The organism is Streptomyces sp. NPDC048415 (assembly GCF_040651675.1).
Taxonomy (GTDB): Bacteria; Actinomycetota; Actinomycetes; order Streptomycetales; family Streptomycetaceae; genus Streptomyces.
This window is the reverse complement of the sequence record NZ_JBEZKJ010000064.1, coordinates 31,790-49,024: the sequence shown is the minus strand read 5'-3', so window position 1 is coordinate 49,024 and position 17,235 is coordinate 31,790. Positions and strand designations below refer to the sequence as shown.

The 17,235-nt window shown below is 70.8% G+C and carries 15 protein-coding genes and 1 pseudogene; 6 read left to right on the top strand and 10 right to left on the bottom strand.

The genetic code is table 11. The features are described 5' to 3' along the window. Positions 1-242, bottom strand: a pseudogene (locus AB0D27_RS31775) (DoxX family membrane protein); the annotation flags it as partial. A 145-nt stretch (positions 243-387) separates the two neighbouring features. On the opposite strand from AB0D27_RS31775, the gene AB0D27_RS31770 reads away from it, so the two are divergent. Then, positions 388-714, top strand: a complete 327-nt coding sequence (locus AB0D27_RS31770; protein WP_362515673.1) for a nuclear transport factor 2 family protein — start codon at positions 388-390, stop codon at positions 712-714. A 118-nt stretch (positions 715-832) separates the two neighbouring features. Here the strand turns inward: AB0D27_RS31770 and AB0D27_RS31765 are convergent, their stop codons facing one another. Both AB0D27_RS31765 and AB0D27_RS31760 read right to left on the bottom strand, forming a co-directional pair. After that, the gene (locus tag AB0D27_RS31765) at positions 833-1,558 is read right to left on the bottom strand and encodes an ABC transporter ATP-binding protein (protein WP_362515671.1); all 726 of its coding nucleotides are present in this window, start codon (positions 1,556-1,558) and stop codon (positions 833-835) included. A gap of 107 nt (positions 1,559-1,665) precedes the next feature. Continuing rightward, a complete protein-coding gene (locus AB0D27_RS31760; RefSeq protein WP_362515669.1) occupies positions 1,666-3,132 on the bottom strand; it encodes an ABC transporter permease in 1,467 nt (488 codons plus the stop codon). Positions 3,133-3,484: 352 nt separating this feature from the next. Between AB0D27_RS31760 and AB0D27_RS31755 the strand changes: the two genes are divergently transcribed. Next, a complete protein-coding gene (locus AB0D27_RS31755) occupies positions 3,485-4,648 on the top strand; it encodes a serine hydrolase (protein WP_362515667.1) in 1,164 nt (387 codons plus the stop codon). Between the two features lie 332 nt (positions 4,649-4,980). Here AB0D27_RS31755 and AB0D27_RS31750 read toward each other — a convergent pair whose 3' ends face one another. Next, on the bottom strand, positions 4,981-5,739 hold the full coding sequence (locus AB0D27_RS31750; RefSeq protein WP_362515665.1) for an SDR family oxidoreductase: 759 nt from the start codon (positions 5,737-5,739) through the stop codon (positions 4,981-4,983). 37 nt (positions 5,740-5,776) lie between these two features. Continuing rightward, positions 5,777-6,784, bottom strand: a complete 1,008-nt coding sequence (locus AB0D27_RS31745) for a Gfo/Idh/MocA family oxidoreductase (protein WP_362515663.1) — start codon at positions 6,782-6,784, stop codon at positions 5,777-5,779. 99 nt (positions 6,785-6,883) lie between these two features. Here AB0D27_RS31745 and AB0D27_RS31740 point away from each other — a divergent pair, with 99 nt between their 5' ends. From AB0D27_RS31740 to AB0D27_RS31730, 3 genes are all read left to right on the top strand, one after another. After that, positions 6,884-8,284 carry a multidrug effflux MFS transporter gene (locus AB0D27_RS31740; protein WP_362515661.1) on the top strand — a complete coding sequence of 467 codons (1,401 nt, stop codon included), beginning with the start codon at positions 6,884-6,886 and terminating at the stop codon, positions 8,282-8,284. Then, entirely contained in the window at positions 8,239-9,411 is a 1,173-nt protein-coding gene (locus tag AB0D27_RS31735; protein WP_362515675.1) for a serine hydrolase domain-containing protein, read from the top strand. Before AB0D27_RS31740 ends, AB0D27_RS31735 begins: the two co-directional genes overlap by 46 nt. Before the next feature lie 206 nt (positions 9,412-9,617). Continuing rightward, positions 9,618-10,622, top strand: coding sequence for a small ribosomal subunit Rsm22 family protein (locus AB0D27_RS31730; RefSeq protein WP_362515660.1), 1,005 nt, complete (start codon positions 9,618-9,620; stop codon positions 10,620-10,622). Positions 10,623-10,839: 217 nt separating this feature from the next. Here AB0D27_RS31730 and ddaH read toward each other — a convergent pair whose 3' ends face one another. After that, entirely contained in the window at positions 10,840-11,661 is an 822-nt protein-coding gene (gene ddaH / locus AB0D27_RS31725) for a dimethylargininase (RefSeq protein ID WP_362515658.1), read from the bottom strand. A 295-nt stretch (positions 11,662-11,956) separates the two neighbouring features. Here ddaH and AB0D27_RS31720 point away from each other — a divergent pair, with 295 nt between their 5' ends. Next, entirely contained in the window at positions 11,957-12,691 is a 735-nt protein-coding gene (locus AB0D27_RS31720) for a bifunctional DNA primase/polymerase (protein ID WP_362515657.1), read from the top strand. 124 nt (positions 12,692-12,815) lie between these two features. Here the strand turns inward: AB0D27_RS31720 and AB0D27_RS31715 are convergent, their stop codons facing one another. Genes AB0D27_RS31715 through efeO form a run of 4 tightly spaced genes read right to left on the bottom strand, consistent with a single transcriptional unit; the run spans position 12,816 to position 17,087 of the window. Beyond that, complete coding sequence (locus AB0D27_RS31715; protein WP_362515655.1) at positions 12,816-13,829, bottom strand: hypothetical protein; 1,014 nt, start codon at positions 13,827-13,829, stop codon at positions 12,816-12,818. Then, on the bottom strand, positions 13,786-14,661 hold the full coding sequence (gene efeU, locus AB0D27_RS31710; RefSeq protein ID WP_362515654.1) for an iron uptake transporter permease EfeU: 876 nt from the start codon (positions 14,659-14,661) through the stop codon (positions 13,786-13,788). Before efeU ends, AB0D27_RS31715 begins: the two co-directional genes overlap by 44 nt. A 3-nt stretch (positions 14,662-14,664) precedes the next feature. Continuing rightward, positions 14,665-15,939 (bottom strand): iron uptake transporter deferrochelatase/peroxidase subunit, encoded by a 1,275-nt coding sequence (efeB, locus tag AB0D27_RS31705; RefSeq protein ID WP_362515652.1) that lies wholly within the window; start codon positions 15,937-15,939, stop codon positions 14,665-14,667. A gap of 11 nt (positions 15,940-15,950) precedes the next feature. Further along, positions 15,951-17,087 (bottom strand): iron uptake system protein EfeO, encoded by a 1,137-nt coding sequence (gene efeO / locus AB0D27_RS31700; protein WP_362515651.1) that lies wholly within the window; start codon positions 17,085-17,087, stop codon positions 15,951-15,953. Between the last annotated feature and the right edge of the window lie 148 nt (positions 17,088-17,235).

Sequence of the window (17,235 nt, the reverse complement as noted above, 5' to 3'; positions counted from 1 at the left end):
GGCCGCCGGGGTCGCGAGGCCCAGCGCCAGCAGCGTGCCGCCCCCGCCTCCGCGAGGCCCGCCGCCGTCGCGCTCGCCTTCCCCGGCGCGTAGCCCATGGCCTCCATGGCCGCGCCGGTCCCCTCGAGACCGCCTCCGCCGAACCAGCCGAACAACTTCTGCGTCCCATGCGCGGCCAACACCCCGCCCGCGCCCAGGCGGAGCAGCAGCAGTCCCAGATCACGTCGGTCGAAACAGGTCACGGTGACTCCCAGAGCAGACGGCGGACAGCAGACGGCGGCAACAGCCCCTCCCGCGTGTCCACCGTCGCACCGATCACACCCGTCGGGCGTGCCCGGGCCGCCGTTCGGGTGGCGGGCGCCGGGGACCGGTGTGAGTCTGACTGCCATGACGATTCAGGTAGCGAAACTCAGCGATCCGGCCGTCCGGGCCTTCGTCACCGCCGTGAACGCCCACGACCGCGTGGCCTTCCAGGCGCTCCTCGCGCCCGGCGCCACCATGTCCGACGACGGCTCCGACCGGGACCTGGACGAATGGACCGACCGGGAGATCTTCTCCTCCCACGGCCACATGGACGTCGACAACGAGTCCAACGGCGGCCACTCCCTGATCGCCCGCTACAACAACGACACTTGGGGCGAGATGAAGACGCGGTGGAGCTTCACCGTCGACGACGGCGGCAGGATCACCCGCTTCGAGACCGGCCAGGCGTAACCGCCCCGCACACGCCGAAGAACGCGGGCGCGATCGCCGAAGGGCCGCTCGCCGCCGCGCGGTTGACCGAGGCCGACCGCGTTGTCGTACGGCGAGCGGCCCCGCAGCCGCCGACGGATCAGAAGCCCCGCTGCTGGGCGTACTGCTGAGGCGCCGCACGGCGCGCGCCGCCCTGCTCGGTCAGAGTGATCCGTCCGGCCTTGATGGTCGCCAGGCGCGGCGCGCGACGGGCGATGGACGAGTCGTGGGTGACCATGATGAACGTCAGCCCGTACTCGTGCCACAGGCCTTCGAGCAGGCCCATGATGTCGTCGCGGGTGCCCTCGTCGAGGTTGCCGGTCGGCTCGTCGGCCAGCAGTACCTTCGGCTTCTTGACCAGCGCGCGGGCGATGGCGACGCGCTGCTGCTGACCGCCGGACAGCTCGCTCGGCGCATGGCTCAGGCGGTCGCCGAGGCCGACCGAACTCAGGGCCTGAGCCGCCCGCTCGCGCCGCTCCGCGGGCTTCACACCCAGCGGTACGAGGGCGGTCTCGACGTTCTCCTGCGCGGTCAGCGTCGGGATGAGGTTGAACGCCTGGAAGATGATGCCGATCTTCTCGGCGCGCAGCCGGGTCAGCTTCGCCTCGCTGATCGAGGCGAGGTCCACGCCGTCCAGCTCGACGCTGCCGGAGGTCGGGCGGTCCAGGCCGCCGATCATCTGCAGCAGGGTGGACTTGCCGCCACCCGTGGGGCCCTGGATGACGAGCTGGTCGCCGTCCTCGATGGCGAGGTCGACGCCGCGCAGCGCCTCCGCGGTCTCCTTGCCCCGCGTGTAGCGCTTGGTGACGCCGGTGAGCTTGTACATGAGGTTCTCCGAGGATGAAGAAGGTGAGGAAGAAAGGGGGTGGGGCGCCGCGACCCGGGGGGAACGGACGCGGCGCCCCAGCTCAAGGGGGGTAGCCCGAGGGCGAGTTACGAGACGCTGCGCAGCGCGTCAGCGGGGCGCATCCGGGAGGCGCGCCAGCCGCCCATCGCACCGGCGATCAGACCGCCCGCGATGGCCAGACCCGCCGCGAGCGCGATGGTGGTCAGCGAGACCGGCGCCGACAGCGCGATCTCCATGGTGTTCTTGGCCGCCGAAGCCGCCTGCCGACCGGGTCCGCCGCCACCCGGTCCGCCGCCCATGCCGCCGCCGGTGGAGCCGAGATCCGCCGTCAGCTTCGGACTGATCGCCGTCACCGCGTACGCCGCGCCGAGGCCGAGGGCGATGCCGAGCGCGCCGCCGAGCAGACCGTTCACGATGGACTCGCCGACGACCTGACGGGTGACCTTGCGGGAGGGCCAGCCGAGCGCCTTCAGGGTGCCGAACTCACGCACCCGGCGGGAGACGGCGGAGGAGGTGAGCAGCGCCGCCACCAGGAACGCGGCCACGAGCACCGCGATGGACAGCCACTTGCCGACGCTGGTCGCCAGGTTCGAGGCGGTCGACAGCGAGCCGGAGACGGTGTCCGCGAGGTCGGCGGAGGTGGTGACCGTCGTACCCGAGATGTTCTTCTGGATGGTCGCCTTGACCGTGTTGATCTGCTTCGAGTCGGTCGCCTTGACGTAGATCGTGGTGACCTTGTCCTTGGAGTCACCCAGCGTCTGCGCCTGCTTCAGCGGCAGGTACACGTCGGTCGTGGACTCGCTGCTGTCCGGCGTGGCGATACCGATGATCGTGTACTTGGTGCCGGAGATCGTGACGGTCTTGCCGACCGTCTTCTTGTTCTCCTTGGCGTACGACTTGCTGAGCACCGCGACCTTCGCGTTGGTCTGCGCCGCCGTGAAGGTCTTGCCCGTGCTGATCTTCGAGGTGGCCAGCGGGCCGAGGCCCTGGTTGGTGACGTCGACGCCCGCGACGGAGTACGAGTTCACGTCGAAGGAGGCGCCGCCGCCCTGCACCTGCGGCTGGCCGGTGCTGCTGCCGCCCTGGCCGCCGCCGGGGCCGCCCTGCTGCTGGGTGGTGGTGGACGACTTCGCCTTGCCCTGCGTGAAGGAGCCGTTGACCTTGGTGACGTTCAGGCTCAGCGAGCCCACCGCTTCCGACACGCCCTTCTGCGCGGCGACCTTCGTGACCAGCGAGGACTTCAGGGACTGACCGCCCTGCGTCATCACGCGGTCCGAGCTCTGCGACGCCTTGCTGTCGTTGGACTTGGCGTCGAAGTTGAACTTCGGTCGGCCCGAGGAGTTGCTCGTCGGCGCGGCCTGGGCCTTGGTGACCGTCATGTCGGTGCCGAGCCCGTACAGCGACTTCAGGACCTTGTCCTGAGCCTGCTGCATGCCGGCCGACACCGAGTTGACGGTGATGACCAGCGCGATACCGAGCGCCAGACCCATGGCGATGACCAGGGCCGCCTTCTTGCGCCGGCTCAGCTCACGCTTGAGATAGATGCCAAACATCCCGTTCCTCAAAGGTTCATGGCGCCCGCTGTGGGCGCGGCCACAAGCTATGGAGGAACCTTTGAGCGGGGCTGAGTAAGAGATGTGTGAGAGCTGAGAAAGCAAGGCCCGAAATCAATATTCCGTCAGACAGCTGATTCCTAACGTCTCAAGGGTCTGCTGCCAGGAAACGCCTGTTGAGTGGCCCTTCGGTGAAGAACAGCGGGCCCGCCCGGTGTGCGTCTCCCGGTGGGACGGTGGATGGGCGCACGGGGGTGGGCCCGCGCCCCTTTGCCGCCTCTTTGAGAGCGCCTTCACTTTTCTTTGTGACCCCGCCGTGCGGCCTCACGGACTCACTTTGTACGGTCCCGGGATGCGTGATTCTTCTCGGCTGTCCCGCCGTGCCGCTCTCGGTCTCGCCGCGGCCACCGCCGTCCCGTGGGCCGCCGCCCCCGCGTCCGCCGCGACCACGATCGGCGGTGAGCGCCTCGGCCGCACCGGAGTTCAGATGCTGGGTGCCTCAGGGCTGCCCAAGAGACTCACCGCCCGCGCCTGGCTCGTCGCGGACCAGGACAGCGGCGAGGTGCTCGCCGCGTACAACGCGCACCGGCGGCTCGCGCCCGCCTCCACCCTGAAGATGCTGTTCGCGGACACCGTGCTGAAGAAGTTCGAGCGGACCGAGAAGCACGAGGTGACCGCCGCCGACCTCGCCGGGATCCCGGCGGGCTCCAGCCTCGTCGGCATCAAGCCCGGCATCACGTACACCGTCGAGCAGTTGTGGCAGGGCGTGTTCCTGCGCTCAGGCAACGACGCGGTGCACGTGCTCAGCCATATGAACGGCGGCATCGACAAGACGGTCGCACAGATGCAGGCCAAGGCGAGGGATCTGCAGGCGCTGGACACGCAGGTGGTCAGTCCTGACGGCTTCGACCACAAGGGTCAGCTGTCGTCCGCGTACGACCTGACGCTCTTCGCCCGGCACGGGCTCGCCGACGCCGACTTCCGCGGCTACTGCGCGACGAAGACCGTCGCGTTCCCGGCTGGCGGCAAGAAGACCTTCCAGATCCAGAACACCGACCGCCTGCTCACCGGCGCGTGGGGGGTGCGGACGTACGACGGACTGATCGGGGTGAAGAACGGCTACACCAGCAACGCCGGCAACACCTTCACCGGCGCCGCGACCCGTGACGGGCGGACCCTCCTCGTCACGGTGATGCACCCCAAGAGCGGCGGCAGCGGCGTCTACGAGGAGACGGCCCAGCTGCTCGACTGGGGCTTCGGGAAGGCGGCGAACGCTGAGCCGGTCGGCACGCTGGTCGATCCGCTCAGCGAGGGCGGCGCGAGCGCGACGCCCACCCGGAAGGCGGCGAAGGCGGCGGCGGGCGCCCCGGTCGGCGCGGCGGCGGACGGCTCGTCGTGGGGGATGGTCGGCGGCGCCGGGGGAGTGGCCGCGCTGCTCGCGGGCGGGGCGCTGGCACTGCGCAATCGCCGACGCCGGGACGCCGACGATGCGGCGGAGGGACGGCACCGGCGCTGACCGACGATGCGGCGCAGGGACGGGCACCGGCGTTGATTGCGGGGACGCCGACGATGCGGCGGAGGGACGGCACCGGCGCTGATTGCGGGGCAGCCGTTCCGCGGTCCGGTGCACACCTCGCCGTCCCGCGCGAGGTCCGCCCCCACCCGGGCCGCGGAACAACTGCCGCCTCCCCCTCGGTGTGGACCGTGGTCGTACCGAAGTCTCTTGCTCCAAGTGTGAAGCTCTGGTGGAGGAGATGTTGAGCATAAGCCCACTACCGGCCTATATGGTCCGGAGGTTCAGCTTCCGCTTGTGTAAGTTGAGCCATTGACGACCCGGGCGCGGTCGCCTCAGCCGCGTCCCACGTACGGCATCGCCGTCGCCAGCACCGTCGCGAACTGCACATTCGCCTCCAGCGGCAGCTCCGCCATGTGCCGGACGGTGCACGCCACATCGGCCACGTCCATCACCGGCTCGACCGCCAGTTCGCCGTTCGCCTGCAGCGTTCCGGTCTGCATCCGCTCGGTCATGTCGGTGGCCGCGTTGCCGATGTCGATCTGACCGCAGGCGATCCGGTACGGCCGCCCGTCCAGCGACAGCGACTTGGTCAGGCCCGTCAGCGCGTGCTTGGTCGCGGTGTACGCGATCGACTGCGGCCGGGGCGTGTGCGCGGAGATCGAGCCGTTGTTGATGATCCGGCCGCCCTGCGGGTCCTGCTCCTTCATCTGCCGGTACGCCGCCTGCGCGCACAGGAACGCGCCATTGAGGTTGGTGTCCACGACGTGCCGCCAGGCCTCGTACGGCAGCTCCTCGAGCGGTACACCGCCCGGACCGAACGTTCCGGCGTTGTTGAACAGCAGGTCGAGCCGCCCGAAGCGGTCGCGCACGGCGGCGAAGAGGGCGGCCACGTCGTCGGGCCGCGCGACGTCGGTCCGGACGGCCACCGAGGTCCCCTCGGGCACCAGGGCCGCCGTCCCTTCCAGAGTCTCGATCCGGCGTCCGGCCAGCGCCACCGACCAGCCGGCGCGCAGAAGTTCCACGGCCACCGCGCGGCCGATGCCAGAGCCCGCTCCGGTCACCACCGCGGTCTTCGTCTGCCTGTCAGTCATGAACCCGCAGCGTACGGGAGGGTTCCGCCGTGGCCGGTCAGCCGGTCTCGCCCGGATAGCGGACGCCGATCTGCTCCCGGATCGTGTCGAGCGTGCGCATGACGGCGAGGGTGCCGTCGAGGGGGACGAGCGGGGACTCGGTCTCGGCGGCGCGCAGGACGCGCATCACCTCGGCGGCCTCGTGCTTGAGGCTGTTGCGGGGGCCGGACGCCGGATCGGCCTTGAAGGTCTCGGGATCGCGGCCGTCGCGGTGCAGCACGAAGTGGTCCGGGAAGAAGAAGCCGTACGGGATGTCGATGCGGCCCTCGGAGCCGGTGACGGAGGCGGAGGTGGCCGTGCCGCCGCTGATGGAGCAGTGCACCGAAGCGAGAGCACCGCTCTCCCAGGAGAGCAGTGCACCCGTTTGGAGATCAACGCCCTCTTCGGAGAGCACTGCTCTCGCGGCGATGTCCGAAGGCTCCCCGAGCAGCAGCTGCGCGAACGACACCGGGTAGACGCCGAGATCCAGGAGCGCGCCGCCGCCCTGCGCGGGGTCGCGCAACCGGTGCGAGGGCGGGAAGGGCCCGGCAAGGCCGAAATCGGCCTGCACCGTGCGGACCTCGCCGATCGCCCCCTCGTCGACGAGCTCCTTCAGACGCCGGACCAGCGGATTGCAGTACATCCACATGGCCTCCATCAGGAACCTGTCGTGCTCCTTCGCGAGCGCGACCAGCTCCTGCGCCTCCCGAGCGTTCAGCGTGAACGCCTTCTCGCACAGCACATGGCGCCCCGCCTCCAGGCACATCCCGGCGGCCACCCGGTGCGCCGAGTGCGGGGTGGCGACGTACACGACGTCGACGTCCTCGTCCGCGGCGAGCGACGCCCAGTCCCCGTACGCCCTCGGTATCCCGAACCGCTCCGCGAACGCCTTCGCCGAGGCCTCGGTCCGCGAGGCCACCGCCACCACCTCGGCGTCCGGCATGTCGACGAGATCCGCCGCGAACGCCGCGGCGATCCCGCCGGTCGCCAGAATCCCCCACCGCACGCGTGCGCGCTCGCCCGTCATCCCCGCCCCTTGCTCTGTGGCCCGGGTTGCTCTGTGACCCCGAACACTCCGTTCGAACTGAGAGCATAGGTGGCGGAGTACTCGGAGAGGGAGGGGCGCATGCCCGAGCGTGGCCGCACCACGCGGGACCAGAAGGGCCCGGACGGGCACATACCGAAGGCGGTGGTCGACGCATCGAACATGGTGGTCGCCGACGTACCGAACACGGTGGTCGCCGACGCATCGAACACGGTGCTCGCCGACGCACCGGAGGCGGCGGCGGAGGCCGGCGCCCTCCGCCGTACCGGACTTCTCGTCACCCTGATCCTCGGCGGTCTCACCGCCACGCCCCCGCTGGCGATGGACATGTACCTCCCGTCGTTGCCGGCGGTCACCAAGTCGCTGCACGCGCCCGCCGCGACCGTGCAGCTCACGCTCACCGCGTGCCTCGCGGGGATGGCGCTCGGACAGCTCGTGGTCGGGCCGATGAGCGACAGGTGGGGCCGCAAGCGCCCGCTGCTGGCCGGCCTCGTCGTCTACATCGTGGCCACCGCGCTGTGCGCCCTCGCCCCGAACGTCGAACTCCTCGTCGCGCTCCGGCTCGCCCAGGGCCTCGCGGGCGCCGCCGGAATCGTGATCGCCCGGGCCGTCGTACGGGATCTGTACGACGGCGTGGCGATGGCCCGCTTCTTCTCCACCCTGATGCTGATCTCCGGAGTCGCCCCGGTCGTCGCCCCGCTCATCGGCGGGCAGATCCTGCGCGTCACCGACTGGCGGGGCGTGTTCGTGGTCCTCACGGCGGTCGGCATCGCGCTGGCGGTGGTCGTCTGGACGAAGCTCCCCGAGACCCTCGCGCCCGGTCAGCGGCACGGCGGCGGCGTCGGCGAGGCGCTGCGCGCCATGCGCGGACTGCTGGCCGACCGGGTCTTCACCGGGTACATGCTCGCGGGCGGATTCGTGTTCGCCGCGCTGTTCGCGTACATCTCCGCGTCGCCGTTCGTGATCCAGGAGATCTACGGCGCCTCCCCACAGACCTTCAGTCTGCTCTTCGGGCTCAACTCCGTCGGCCTGGTGATCATGGGCCAGGTCAACGGGAAGGTCCTGGTCGGCCGGGTCCGCCTCGAAAAGTCCCTCGCCGCCGGCCTCGCGCTCGTCACCCTCGCGGCGACCGCGCTGCTCCTGATGTCCACCGGCGTCTTCGGCGAGGTCGGGCTCGTGCCGGTCGCCGCGGCGCTGTTCGTGCTGATGTCCGCGATGGGCCTCGGCACGCCCAACATCCAGGCGCTCGCCCTGATGCGCGTGCGGCACGCCGCCGGTTCGGCATCCGCGCTGCTTGGCACCTCCTCCTTCCTCATCGGCGCGATCGCCTCACCCCTCGTCGGCATCGCGGGGGAGCACACCGCCGTCCCGATGGCCGTCGTCCAACTGGCCGCGGCACTGGTGGCCGTCGCCTGCTTCGTGGGACTGTGCCGTCCCTGGCAGACGGGACGCACACCGGAAGGAAAGGCGGCGGACAGCTGAGCGCACCCAGACTGCGCATCGACACACCGGAACGGGCCGGGCTCGACCCCGAGGAACTGCGTCACCTCGTACGGGAGGTCCGCGCCCTCACCCGCGGGGCGGACCCCTGGGCGGCGGGCGTGGTACTGGTGGCGGGGCGGGGCCCGGTCATCGCCGTCGAGCAGGCGGCGGGCTGGGCGGTGCGCTACGCGGCGTACGACGAGAAGACCGACACGGGGGTCGAGTTGCCGCGGGGGGCACGGGTGCCGGCCGGCGTGCACACGCCGTTCGACCTGGCCTCCCTCACCAAACTGTTCACGGCGGTCGCCGCCATGCAGCAGCTGGAGCGCGGCACGCTGGGCATCGACGCGCGGGTGGGCGCGTATCTGCCGGAGTTCCGCGCCGCCGCCGAGCACGGCATCACCGTACGACAGCTGCTTACGCACACCTCCGGGCTGCGACCCGAACTCCCGCTGCACGACTGCCCGGACGGCGCGGCGCGGCTGGCCCTGCTCCGGGCGGAGGCCCCGTCGTCCGCACCGGGCGAGTTCCTGTACTCCGACCTCAACCCGCTCCTCCTCCAGTACGTCCTGGAGCGTGTCACCGGGCGCACGCTGGACGTCCTCGTCCGGGACGGCATCACACGGCCGCTCGGTATGACGGCCACCTGCTTCGGTCCCTGTCCGGGCGCGGCGGCGACGGAGGATCAGCGGCGGCCGTGGGGCAAGGCGGACCGGGGGATGCTGCGGGGGGTGGTGCACGACGAGAACGCGTGGGCGCTGGGTGGGGTGGCGGGCCATGCGGGCCTCTTCTCCACGGGACGGGACCTCGCCGTCTTCTGCCGCACCCTCCTCGCGGGCGGCTCCTACGGCCCCGCCCGTATCCTCGGCCCCGACTTCGTCGAACTCCTTCTCACCCCGCCCGGCCTCGGCTTCGCCCTCGACCGGCCCTCGTTCATGGGCGCCCTCGCGGGGCGGGGTGCGGCGGGGCACACGGGCTTCACGGGTACGTCCCTGGTCCTCGACCCGGCGACGGACACGTTCCTCGTGCTGCTGGCGAACACGGTGCATCCGCGGCGGCGCCCGGCGTCGCACGCCCCGCGGGCGGCGGCGGCGACGCGGCTGGCTCGGGCGGTACGGGGCACTTGAGCCGCGGCGGTTTTCGCCCCCTCCGCCCCTTCCCTTCCCGTACCTGGGGGCTCGGCCCCCAGACCCCCGTGTCGCGCTTCGCGCTCGCCCCCTCCGCCCCTTCCCTTCCCGTTCCTGCGGGCTCGGCCCCCAGACTCCCGTGTCGCGCTCGCGCTCGTCCTCAAACGCCGGACGGGCCGGCGATGGCCTGACCGTAGAATCGCGGGGTGAACGCCCCCGTACCCCCCGCCGACACCCTGCGCGCCGCCCTCGCCGGACTGCTCGACGGTCTGCCGCCGAAGGCAGCCGCGCAGGCGGTCGAGCGGCTGATCGCCAATTACCGGGGCGCCACCCCGACGCACGCGCCGATCCTCCGCGACCGCTCGGACGTGGTGGCGTACGCCGCGTACCGGATGCCCGCGACGTTCGAGGCGGTGCACGCGGCGCTGGAGGCGTTCGCGGACGCGGTGCCCGGCTGGGCGCCGGCCGGCCATGTGGATGTGGGCGGCGGCACGGGGGCCGCCACTTGGGCGGTGAACGCGACCTGGGAGGGCGCCCGCTCGGTGACGGTGCTCGACTGGGCGGAGCCGGCGCTCGCGCTGGGCAGGGAAATCGCCGCCGCGAACCCGGAGTTGAAGGCCGCGCAGTGGCAGCGCTCTCGTATCGGAGCAGCGCTCACCATCGAGAGCACTGATCTCGTCACGGTGTCGTACGTCCTCGGTGAACTGACCGACGCCGACCGGGCCTTCGTCGTGGACGCCGCCGCGTCCGCCGCGCAGGCCGTCGTGATCATCGAGCCGGGCACCCCGGACGGCTACGCCCGCGTCATCGAGGCCCGCGACCGACTGATCCGCGCCGGATTCCACGTCGCCGCCCCCTGCCCGCACAGCGCGGCCTGCCCCATCGTCCCCGGCGAGGACTGGTGCCACTTCTCCGCCCGGGTCGCCCGTTCCTCCCTGCACCGTCAGGTCAAGGGCGGCTCCCTGCCGTACGAGGACGAGAAGTTCAGCTACGTGGCCGCCACCCGCTTCGCGCCCACCCCGGCCCACTCCCGCGTCGTCCGCAAGCCGCAGATCCGCAAGGGCCAGGTGCTCCTGGACCTGTGCGAGCCGGACGAGGCCCTGCGCCGCGAGACGGTGAGCAAGCGTCACGGGCCGCTGTACCGGGCGGCCCGTGACACGGACTGGGGCGACGCCTGGCCGCCGCCGGCCGCGCCGGACGCGGAGGGTTAGGGCCTGCCCGGCGGATCAGGTCGCAGACGGGGGGATGGCACGCCCTCCCCCCACGCTCGGCTTCGCTCGCGCGAGGGGACCCCCATCCGCGTTGTCGTCGGTTGTCGACGCGCCGCGTCGCCGCCCTCCTCCGCCCTGCATCTGGACGCACCATCCCCCGCTCAGCTGCGCCGATCAGGGACCCTTGCTTCTCTGCGACCTGATCCGCCGACAGGCCCTAACAGCGCAGCTCCTGCGTGCAGCACTTCACGCTGCCGCCGCCCTTGAGGAGTTCGCTCAGATCGACGCCGACGGGCTCGTAGCCGCGTTCCCGCAGGGGATCGAGCAGGCCCGTCGCCGCCTGAGGGAGCAGGACGTGCAGGCCGTCCGAGACCGCGTTCAGGCCGAGCACGGCGGCATCCTCGTCGGTGGCGGTCAGCGCGTCGGGAAACAGCCGGCGCAGAACCTCGCGGCTGCCCGGGGAGAAGGCCGGAGGGTAGTACATGACGTCGTCCGCCGAGTCGTCCAGGACGGCGAGGGCGGTGTCCAGGTGGTAATAGCGGGGGTCGACGAGATCCAGCCCGATCACCGGGCGGCCGAAGAACTCCTGGGCCTCGCCGTGCGAGAGGGGACTCGCGCGAAAGCCGCGGCCCGCGAGCAGATACGACGCGGTGACCGCGAAGTCACCCTCTCCCTCGTTGATGTGAACGGGCTCGCGGACCCGCGCGAACCCATGGGCGCGGAACCACTCCAGGTGCTCCGCCGCCTCCGGTTCGCGCTCACGGTGTGCGAACCGGGCGCCCAGTACCTGCCCGTCCACGACGGTCGCGCCGTTCGCGGCGAACACCATGTCCGGCAGGCCCGGACGGGGGGCGAGTTCCACGACCGTGTGACCGAGGGAGCGGTAGCGGTCGCGGAGGTCCTCCCACTGCGTGACGGCGAGCGGTACGTCGACCGGTTTGGCGGGGTCCATCCAGGGGTTGATGGCGTAGGTCACCTCGAAGTGGGCCGGTGCGCACATGAGGTAGCGCCGGGGTGTGGCGCGGCGGGGAGGGTGCAAGGAGGGCTCCTTACGCAACCGCAGGGGCAGTTGATGCCCATGGTGCGCCGGGGAGTGCGGTCCGTGCGGGAGGCGAATGGGTTGTTTCGCGTCCCCGCCCGCCGGCGCACGGTCGTTGTGACCATGGCGACCATAGCGAGGGGAATAATCACATAAAGAAAGGCAATGACCCTCTATTCGGGCCGGGAGGGCACAACGTCCCACCTACCCCGGATGTGGGCTCTGGCCACCCGGGGCGCAGGATGGTGGGACCATGAGGGCAAGACGTGGGCACTACGGCGAGGCGAGGGGATAGATGAGCGCAGAGTCCGGCCGCAGCTCCGGCGCGCAGGGCAGGATCTCCCAGTGGCTGCGTGGACGCCGGCCGAAGGATCCTGTGGAGAACGCAGGCAGCGGGCGTGAGGCCCTGCTGCTCGCCGCTGCCGCCGCGGGGCTGCCGCTCGCGCAGGCCGCGTACCCCTCCGGCTACCGGTGCTCCTGTGACCGCGTCGGGTGTCCCACCCCCGCCCGCCACCCCATCTCCTTCGCCTGGCAGACGCAGTCCACCACCGACCGCGCGCAGATCGAGCGGTGGGCCCGGCACCAGCCGAAGGCCAACTTCATCACCGCGACCGGCATGGTGCACGACGTCCTCGACGTGCCGCTGGACGCCGGGCGCGAGGCGTTGGAGCGGCTGCTGGCCGCCGGGATCGAGGTCGGGCCCGTCGCCGAGAGCGGCGACGGACGCATGCTCTTCTTCACCCTCACGCGCGGTACGCCGGAGGACGAGGACGAGTGGTGGCCCTGCCAGCTGGACTGCCATCCCGAGACGATGGACGAGCATCCGGGGTTTCGCTGGCACTGCCGGGGGTCGTATGTCCTCGTGCCGCCCGCGCAGCTGCCGGGTGACCTGACGGTCGATTGGGTACGGGGGCCGGAGCATGCCCTGCCTGATCCGCTGACTCTCCTTGAGATCCTGACCGACGCGTGTGCCCGCTATGCGGGGGAGAATGGGTCGGACCAGCTGGCCGCCTGGCCCCATCGGGGCTGAATCCCCTCGAGACGGCACCCGGCGCTGCACGCTGTGCCCACCCTCCCCCCTCTCGGCTTCGCTCGAGCGGGGACCCCCATCGCCCCGCGAAAACGCCTGCCCACAGCGGTAGCGGTAGCGGCCGTTACTCGCCCTCCGCCCCCGTAAGCCCCTCAATCCGCCCAAGTACCGCCACCTTCTGATCCCCCGATCCCTTCGCCGGGTCCAGGGCCGCCTGGTTGGAGATGAACTCCAGGGTGAGGGACTGTTTGATCTCGCCGGTGGTGAGGGCCTTGACGTCGGCCGTGGGGGCGGGGATCTCGGTGCCCGCCGCGGCGGTCTGCTTCTCGTAGCGGTGCGTGGTGAAGAAGACCAGGGCGCCGCCGTCCGCGGTGCGCAGGCCCACGGGAGCGTAGTCGCCCGAGGCCAGCGGTTCGTCGATGTACTGCCGGGCGAGGCCGGGCTTGCTGGCGAACTTCTTGCGCTGGGCCCGCCACTGCGAGGTGTGCGTACCCGCGGCGAAGGTGTCACCGCCGGCCTTCAGATACGTCGCGTACGTCTGGCTCAGCTTCTCCGGCTCGATCGCCAGGGCCGCGTCGTCGGCCGTGACCGGCTGCGCCCAGCCGTTCTCGTCCGTCTTGAACTTCGGTACGTCGGTGGCGGCGAGGACGGTGAGATACGAGACCTGCCACACGTCGTTCGCGCCCGCGCGGGTGAAGACGAGCAGCCAACGGCTGTCCGCCAGGCCCTTGTTGGCCGCGGCGTCCGCCACGAACCAGCGCGGCCAGGCGGCCTTCTCCGGTACCACGAACTTGGCGTCGGAGAACTTCAGCGGCGAATGCGTCGGATTGCCGCCCGGGTTGTTCTTGTGCCCGGCCTCGAGCTTGGCGCCGTCGATGTCGGCGAGCGGCCCGGTGACCCGGTCGGCGTCCAGCGAACGGTCGTACGCCTTGTCGGCCTTGTTGTACGCGGTGGTGAAGTCCTTCAGCGCGCGGGCGGCCTCGGTGCGGGTCGCGGCGGGCACGATCTCCCGCTCGCCGTGCACCACCACGCAGCCGCTCGCCGTCAAGGACAGAACGGTCACCGCCCCCGTCGCCAGGGCGAATTGGTTGAGACTACGAAGCCTTCGTGGGCTGCGACCCGCGCGATCCCTGCTCATCAGGTGCCTTCACCTTCCCCTTCCCGGAGGCGAACCCTACCGGGGCGAGGAAGATCGCGAGCGTCGGGACCAGGTACAGCGCCCACACCGTGACCTGGAGGACGGTCGGGTCGGGCTGGAAGTTGAAGACGCCCTTCAGGAGGGTGCCGTACCAGCTCGTCGGATCGATGGTGTTGCTGATGTCGAAGGCCAGGCTCGTCAGGCCCGGGATGAAGTCGGCCTCCTGGAGGTCGTGGACCCCGTACGCGAGGACACCGGCCGCCACGACGACCAGCATGCCGCCGGTCCAGGTGAAGAACTTGGCGAGGTTGATCTTCAGGGCGCCGCGGTAGAAGAGCCAGCCGAGGAAGACCGCGGTGGCCAGACCCAGGGCGACACCGATCAGCGGGCGGGGTGTGCCGTCGCTGGCCGCGTGCACCGACGCCCACACGAACAGGGCCGTCTCCAGACCCTCCCGGCCGACCGCCAGGAACGCGGTCGCCACCAGCGCGCCCGTGCCCATCGCGAGGGCCGCGTCCAGCTTGCCGTGCAGCTCGGACTTCAGATGCCGGGCCGTGCGCCGCATCCAGAAGACCATCCACGTCACCAGGCCGACGGCGAGGATCGACAGCGAGCCGCCGAGCGCCTCCTGGGCCTGGAACGTCATCTCCTGAGAGCCGAACTCGAGCGCGCAGCCGAAGCCGAACGCCAGGGCGACCGCCACGCCGATGCCGATCCAGATCGGCTTCAGGGCGTCCTTGCGGTCCGTCTTCACCAGGTAGGCGATGAGGATGCAGACGACGAGGCTGGCTTCGAGGCCCTCGCGCAGGCCGATCAGGTAGTTGCTGAACACGGGCTACGCCTCCTTGGAGAACAGCGTGCGGCCCCACCAGTCGTCCTTGTCCCGGACGCCGGGCGGGACGGCGAAGAGCGCCGAACTCACGTGCTGGATGTACTCGTTGAGCGCGTCGGAGCGCGAAAGGCTGCGCTGCAGCGGGATGAAACCCTTGCGGACGTCACGCTGATAGGCGAGGAAGAACAGGCCCGCCTCCAGCCGGCCGAGGCCGTCCGTGCCGTCCGTGAAGGAGTAGCCGCGGCGCAGGATCGTGATGCCGTCGTTGGAGGCGGGGTGCGCGAGCCGCACATGCGCGTCCGGCTTCATCGCCTTCAGGAACGGCTCGTCGCGCTCCTTCGCCTTGCCGACGGGCGCGCCCTCGCCCTTGTCGCGGCCGAAGACGTCCTCCTGCTCCTGGAGCGAAGTGCGGTCCCAGGTCTCGATGTTCATGCGGATGCGCCGGGCGACGAGATACGAGCCGCCGGCCATCCAGCCGGGACCGTCGCCGTCGCCCACCCACACGAACTTCTTCAGCCGGTCCGTCTCGGTGCCCGCGATGTTGCGGGTGCCGTCCTTGAAGCCCATCAGGTTGCGCGGGGTCTGCGCGTCCGGGGTCGTGGACGACGTCTTGCCGAAGCCCAGCTGGGACCAGCGGATGGCGACCTTGCCGAAGCCGATGCGGGCGAGGTTGCGGATGGCGTGCACAGCGACCTGCGGATCGTCCGCGCAGGCCTGGATGCACAGGTCGCCGTTGCTGCGCGCCTTCTCCAGGTTGTCGCCCGGGAACTTCGGCAGGTCCACCAAGGCCTCGGGCCGCTGGTCGTTCAGCCCGAACTTCTCGAAGAGAGAAGGGCCGAAGCCGATCGTCAGCGTCAGCCGCGACGGTTTGAGGCCCAGCGCCTCACCGGTGTCGTCCGGCGGTGCCTCGGCCAGACCGCCGTAGGCGCCCTCGCCCACCGCGTGCCCGGCGGTGATCCGCCGCGCGGCCTCGGTCCAGTCCTTGAGCAGCTGGACGAACTCGGCGCGGTCGTCCGTCTTCACGTCGAACGCGGCGAAGTGCAGCCGGTCCTGCACCGGCGTCGCGATGCCCGCCTGGTGCGCGCCGTGGAAGGCGACCGCGGCGCCCGTCTCGGCGGCGGTCGGGTCCACGTCGTGGCCGGTACGGGTCATCGCCACGGCTCCGCCGGCCGCGGCGGCACCGAGCGCGAGCCCGGCACCGCCCCAGCCGATCAGCGAACGCCGGGAGGGGGCGGAGGCGTCTGCTGCCTCCACGGTGGCTTCCGTGGTCTCCGTCATCGGTGCGGCTCCTACTTCACGACGGCGGCGGCGAGCTTGGACAGGGGCTCGGCGAGCGCGTTGACCGCGTCCGAGAGCTCCTTGCGGTCGGCCTTGCCGACCTTGTCGTACGAGGTGAAGTCGTACGAGGCCTTGTCCGCGCGGTACTTGTCGAGCAGCGTGTTGAGCGCCGCGAACTGCTGGTCGAGCTCCGTGGTCAGCGCGGCGTCGTTCTCCTTGGCGACCGGCTTCAGCAGCTTGTACGCCTTCTGCGCGCCCTCGACATTGCCCTTGAAGTCGCTGAGGTCGGTGTGCGAGTAGCGGTCCTCCTCGCCGGTGACCTTGCCGGTGGCGACCTCGTCGAGCAGCTCCTTGGCGCCGTTGGCCATGGAGGTCGGGGTGATCTCGGCCTTGCCGACCCGCTTCTGCCAGTCGGTCAGATCGCTCACCAGCTTGTCGGCCAGGGTCTTCTCCTCGGCGCCGGTCTTCTTGTCCTGCCAGAGGGCCTTCTCCAGACGGTGCCAGCCCGTCCACTTCTGGCCGTCCTCCAGGCCGTCCGCGCGGACGTCGACCTTCGGGTCGATGTCACCGAAGGACTCCGCGACGGGCTCGGTGCGCTCCCAGCCCAGGCGCGAGGTGGCGAACTCCTTCTTCGCGGCCTCGATGTCACCGGCCTTGATCGCCTTGGCGAACGCCTCGGCCTTGGGCAGCGTCTCGTCGGCCTGCGTCTGCGCGTACTCGCGGTAGGCGGCGACGGCCTTGTCGAGGCGCGGGTCGCGCTGGGCGACCTTGCCGCCGGTGACCGTGAGCTTCTGACGGACGCCGTGGCCCTTCATGCCCGGGCGGCAGGCGATCTCGTACGTGCCCGCCTTCACCTCGGCGGTCAGCGTGTACTTGGTGCCCGGGCCGATGTTCTCCTTCTCGGAGACGATCCGGTCGTCCGGGAAGACGATCTCGACCTCGGTGGCCTTCGAGCCGGTGTTCTCGACTTTCAGGGTGACTTGGCCGGCCGGAACCGACTTCGCCGAGGTGTCGCACTTGGAGTCGGCGGCGGTCACCTGGATCGCGCCCGCGCCCTTGGCGTCGCTCTTCTCGGTGCAGCCCGTGACGGCGGTCAGAGCGGCCGCGGTGGCGGCAGCGGTGACAACTGAGAGTCGGACGGCTCGCATTCAGGCTCCAAGAGAAGTCGGACAAACCGCACGGTGAGCCCCGCGCGGGGTTGGTGAGGCTGGCCTAACTTATCTGAGGCTTGCCTCACTGATACCCACCTGCCCGGTGATTCAGCTCTCACGGACGACGTACGGGCACGGCTTGATC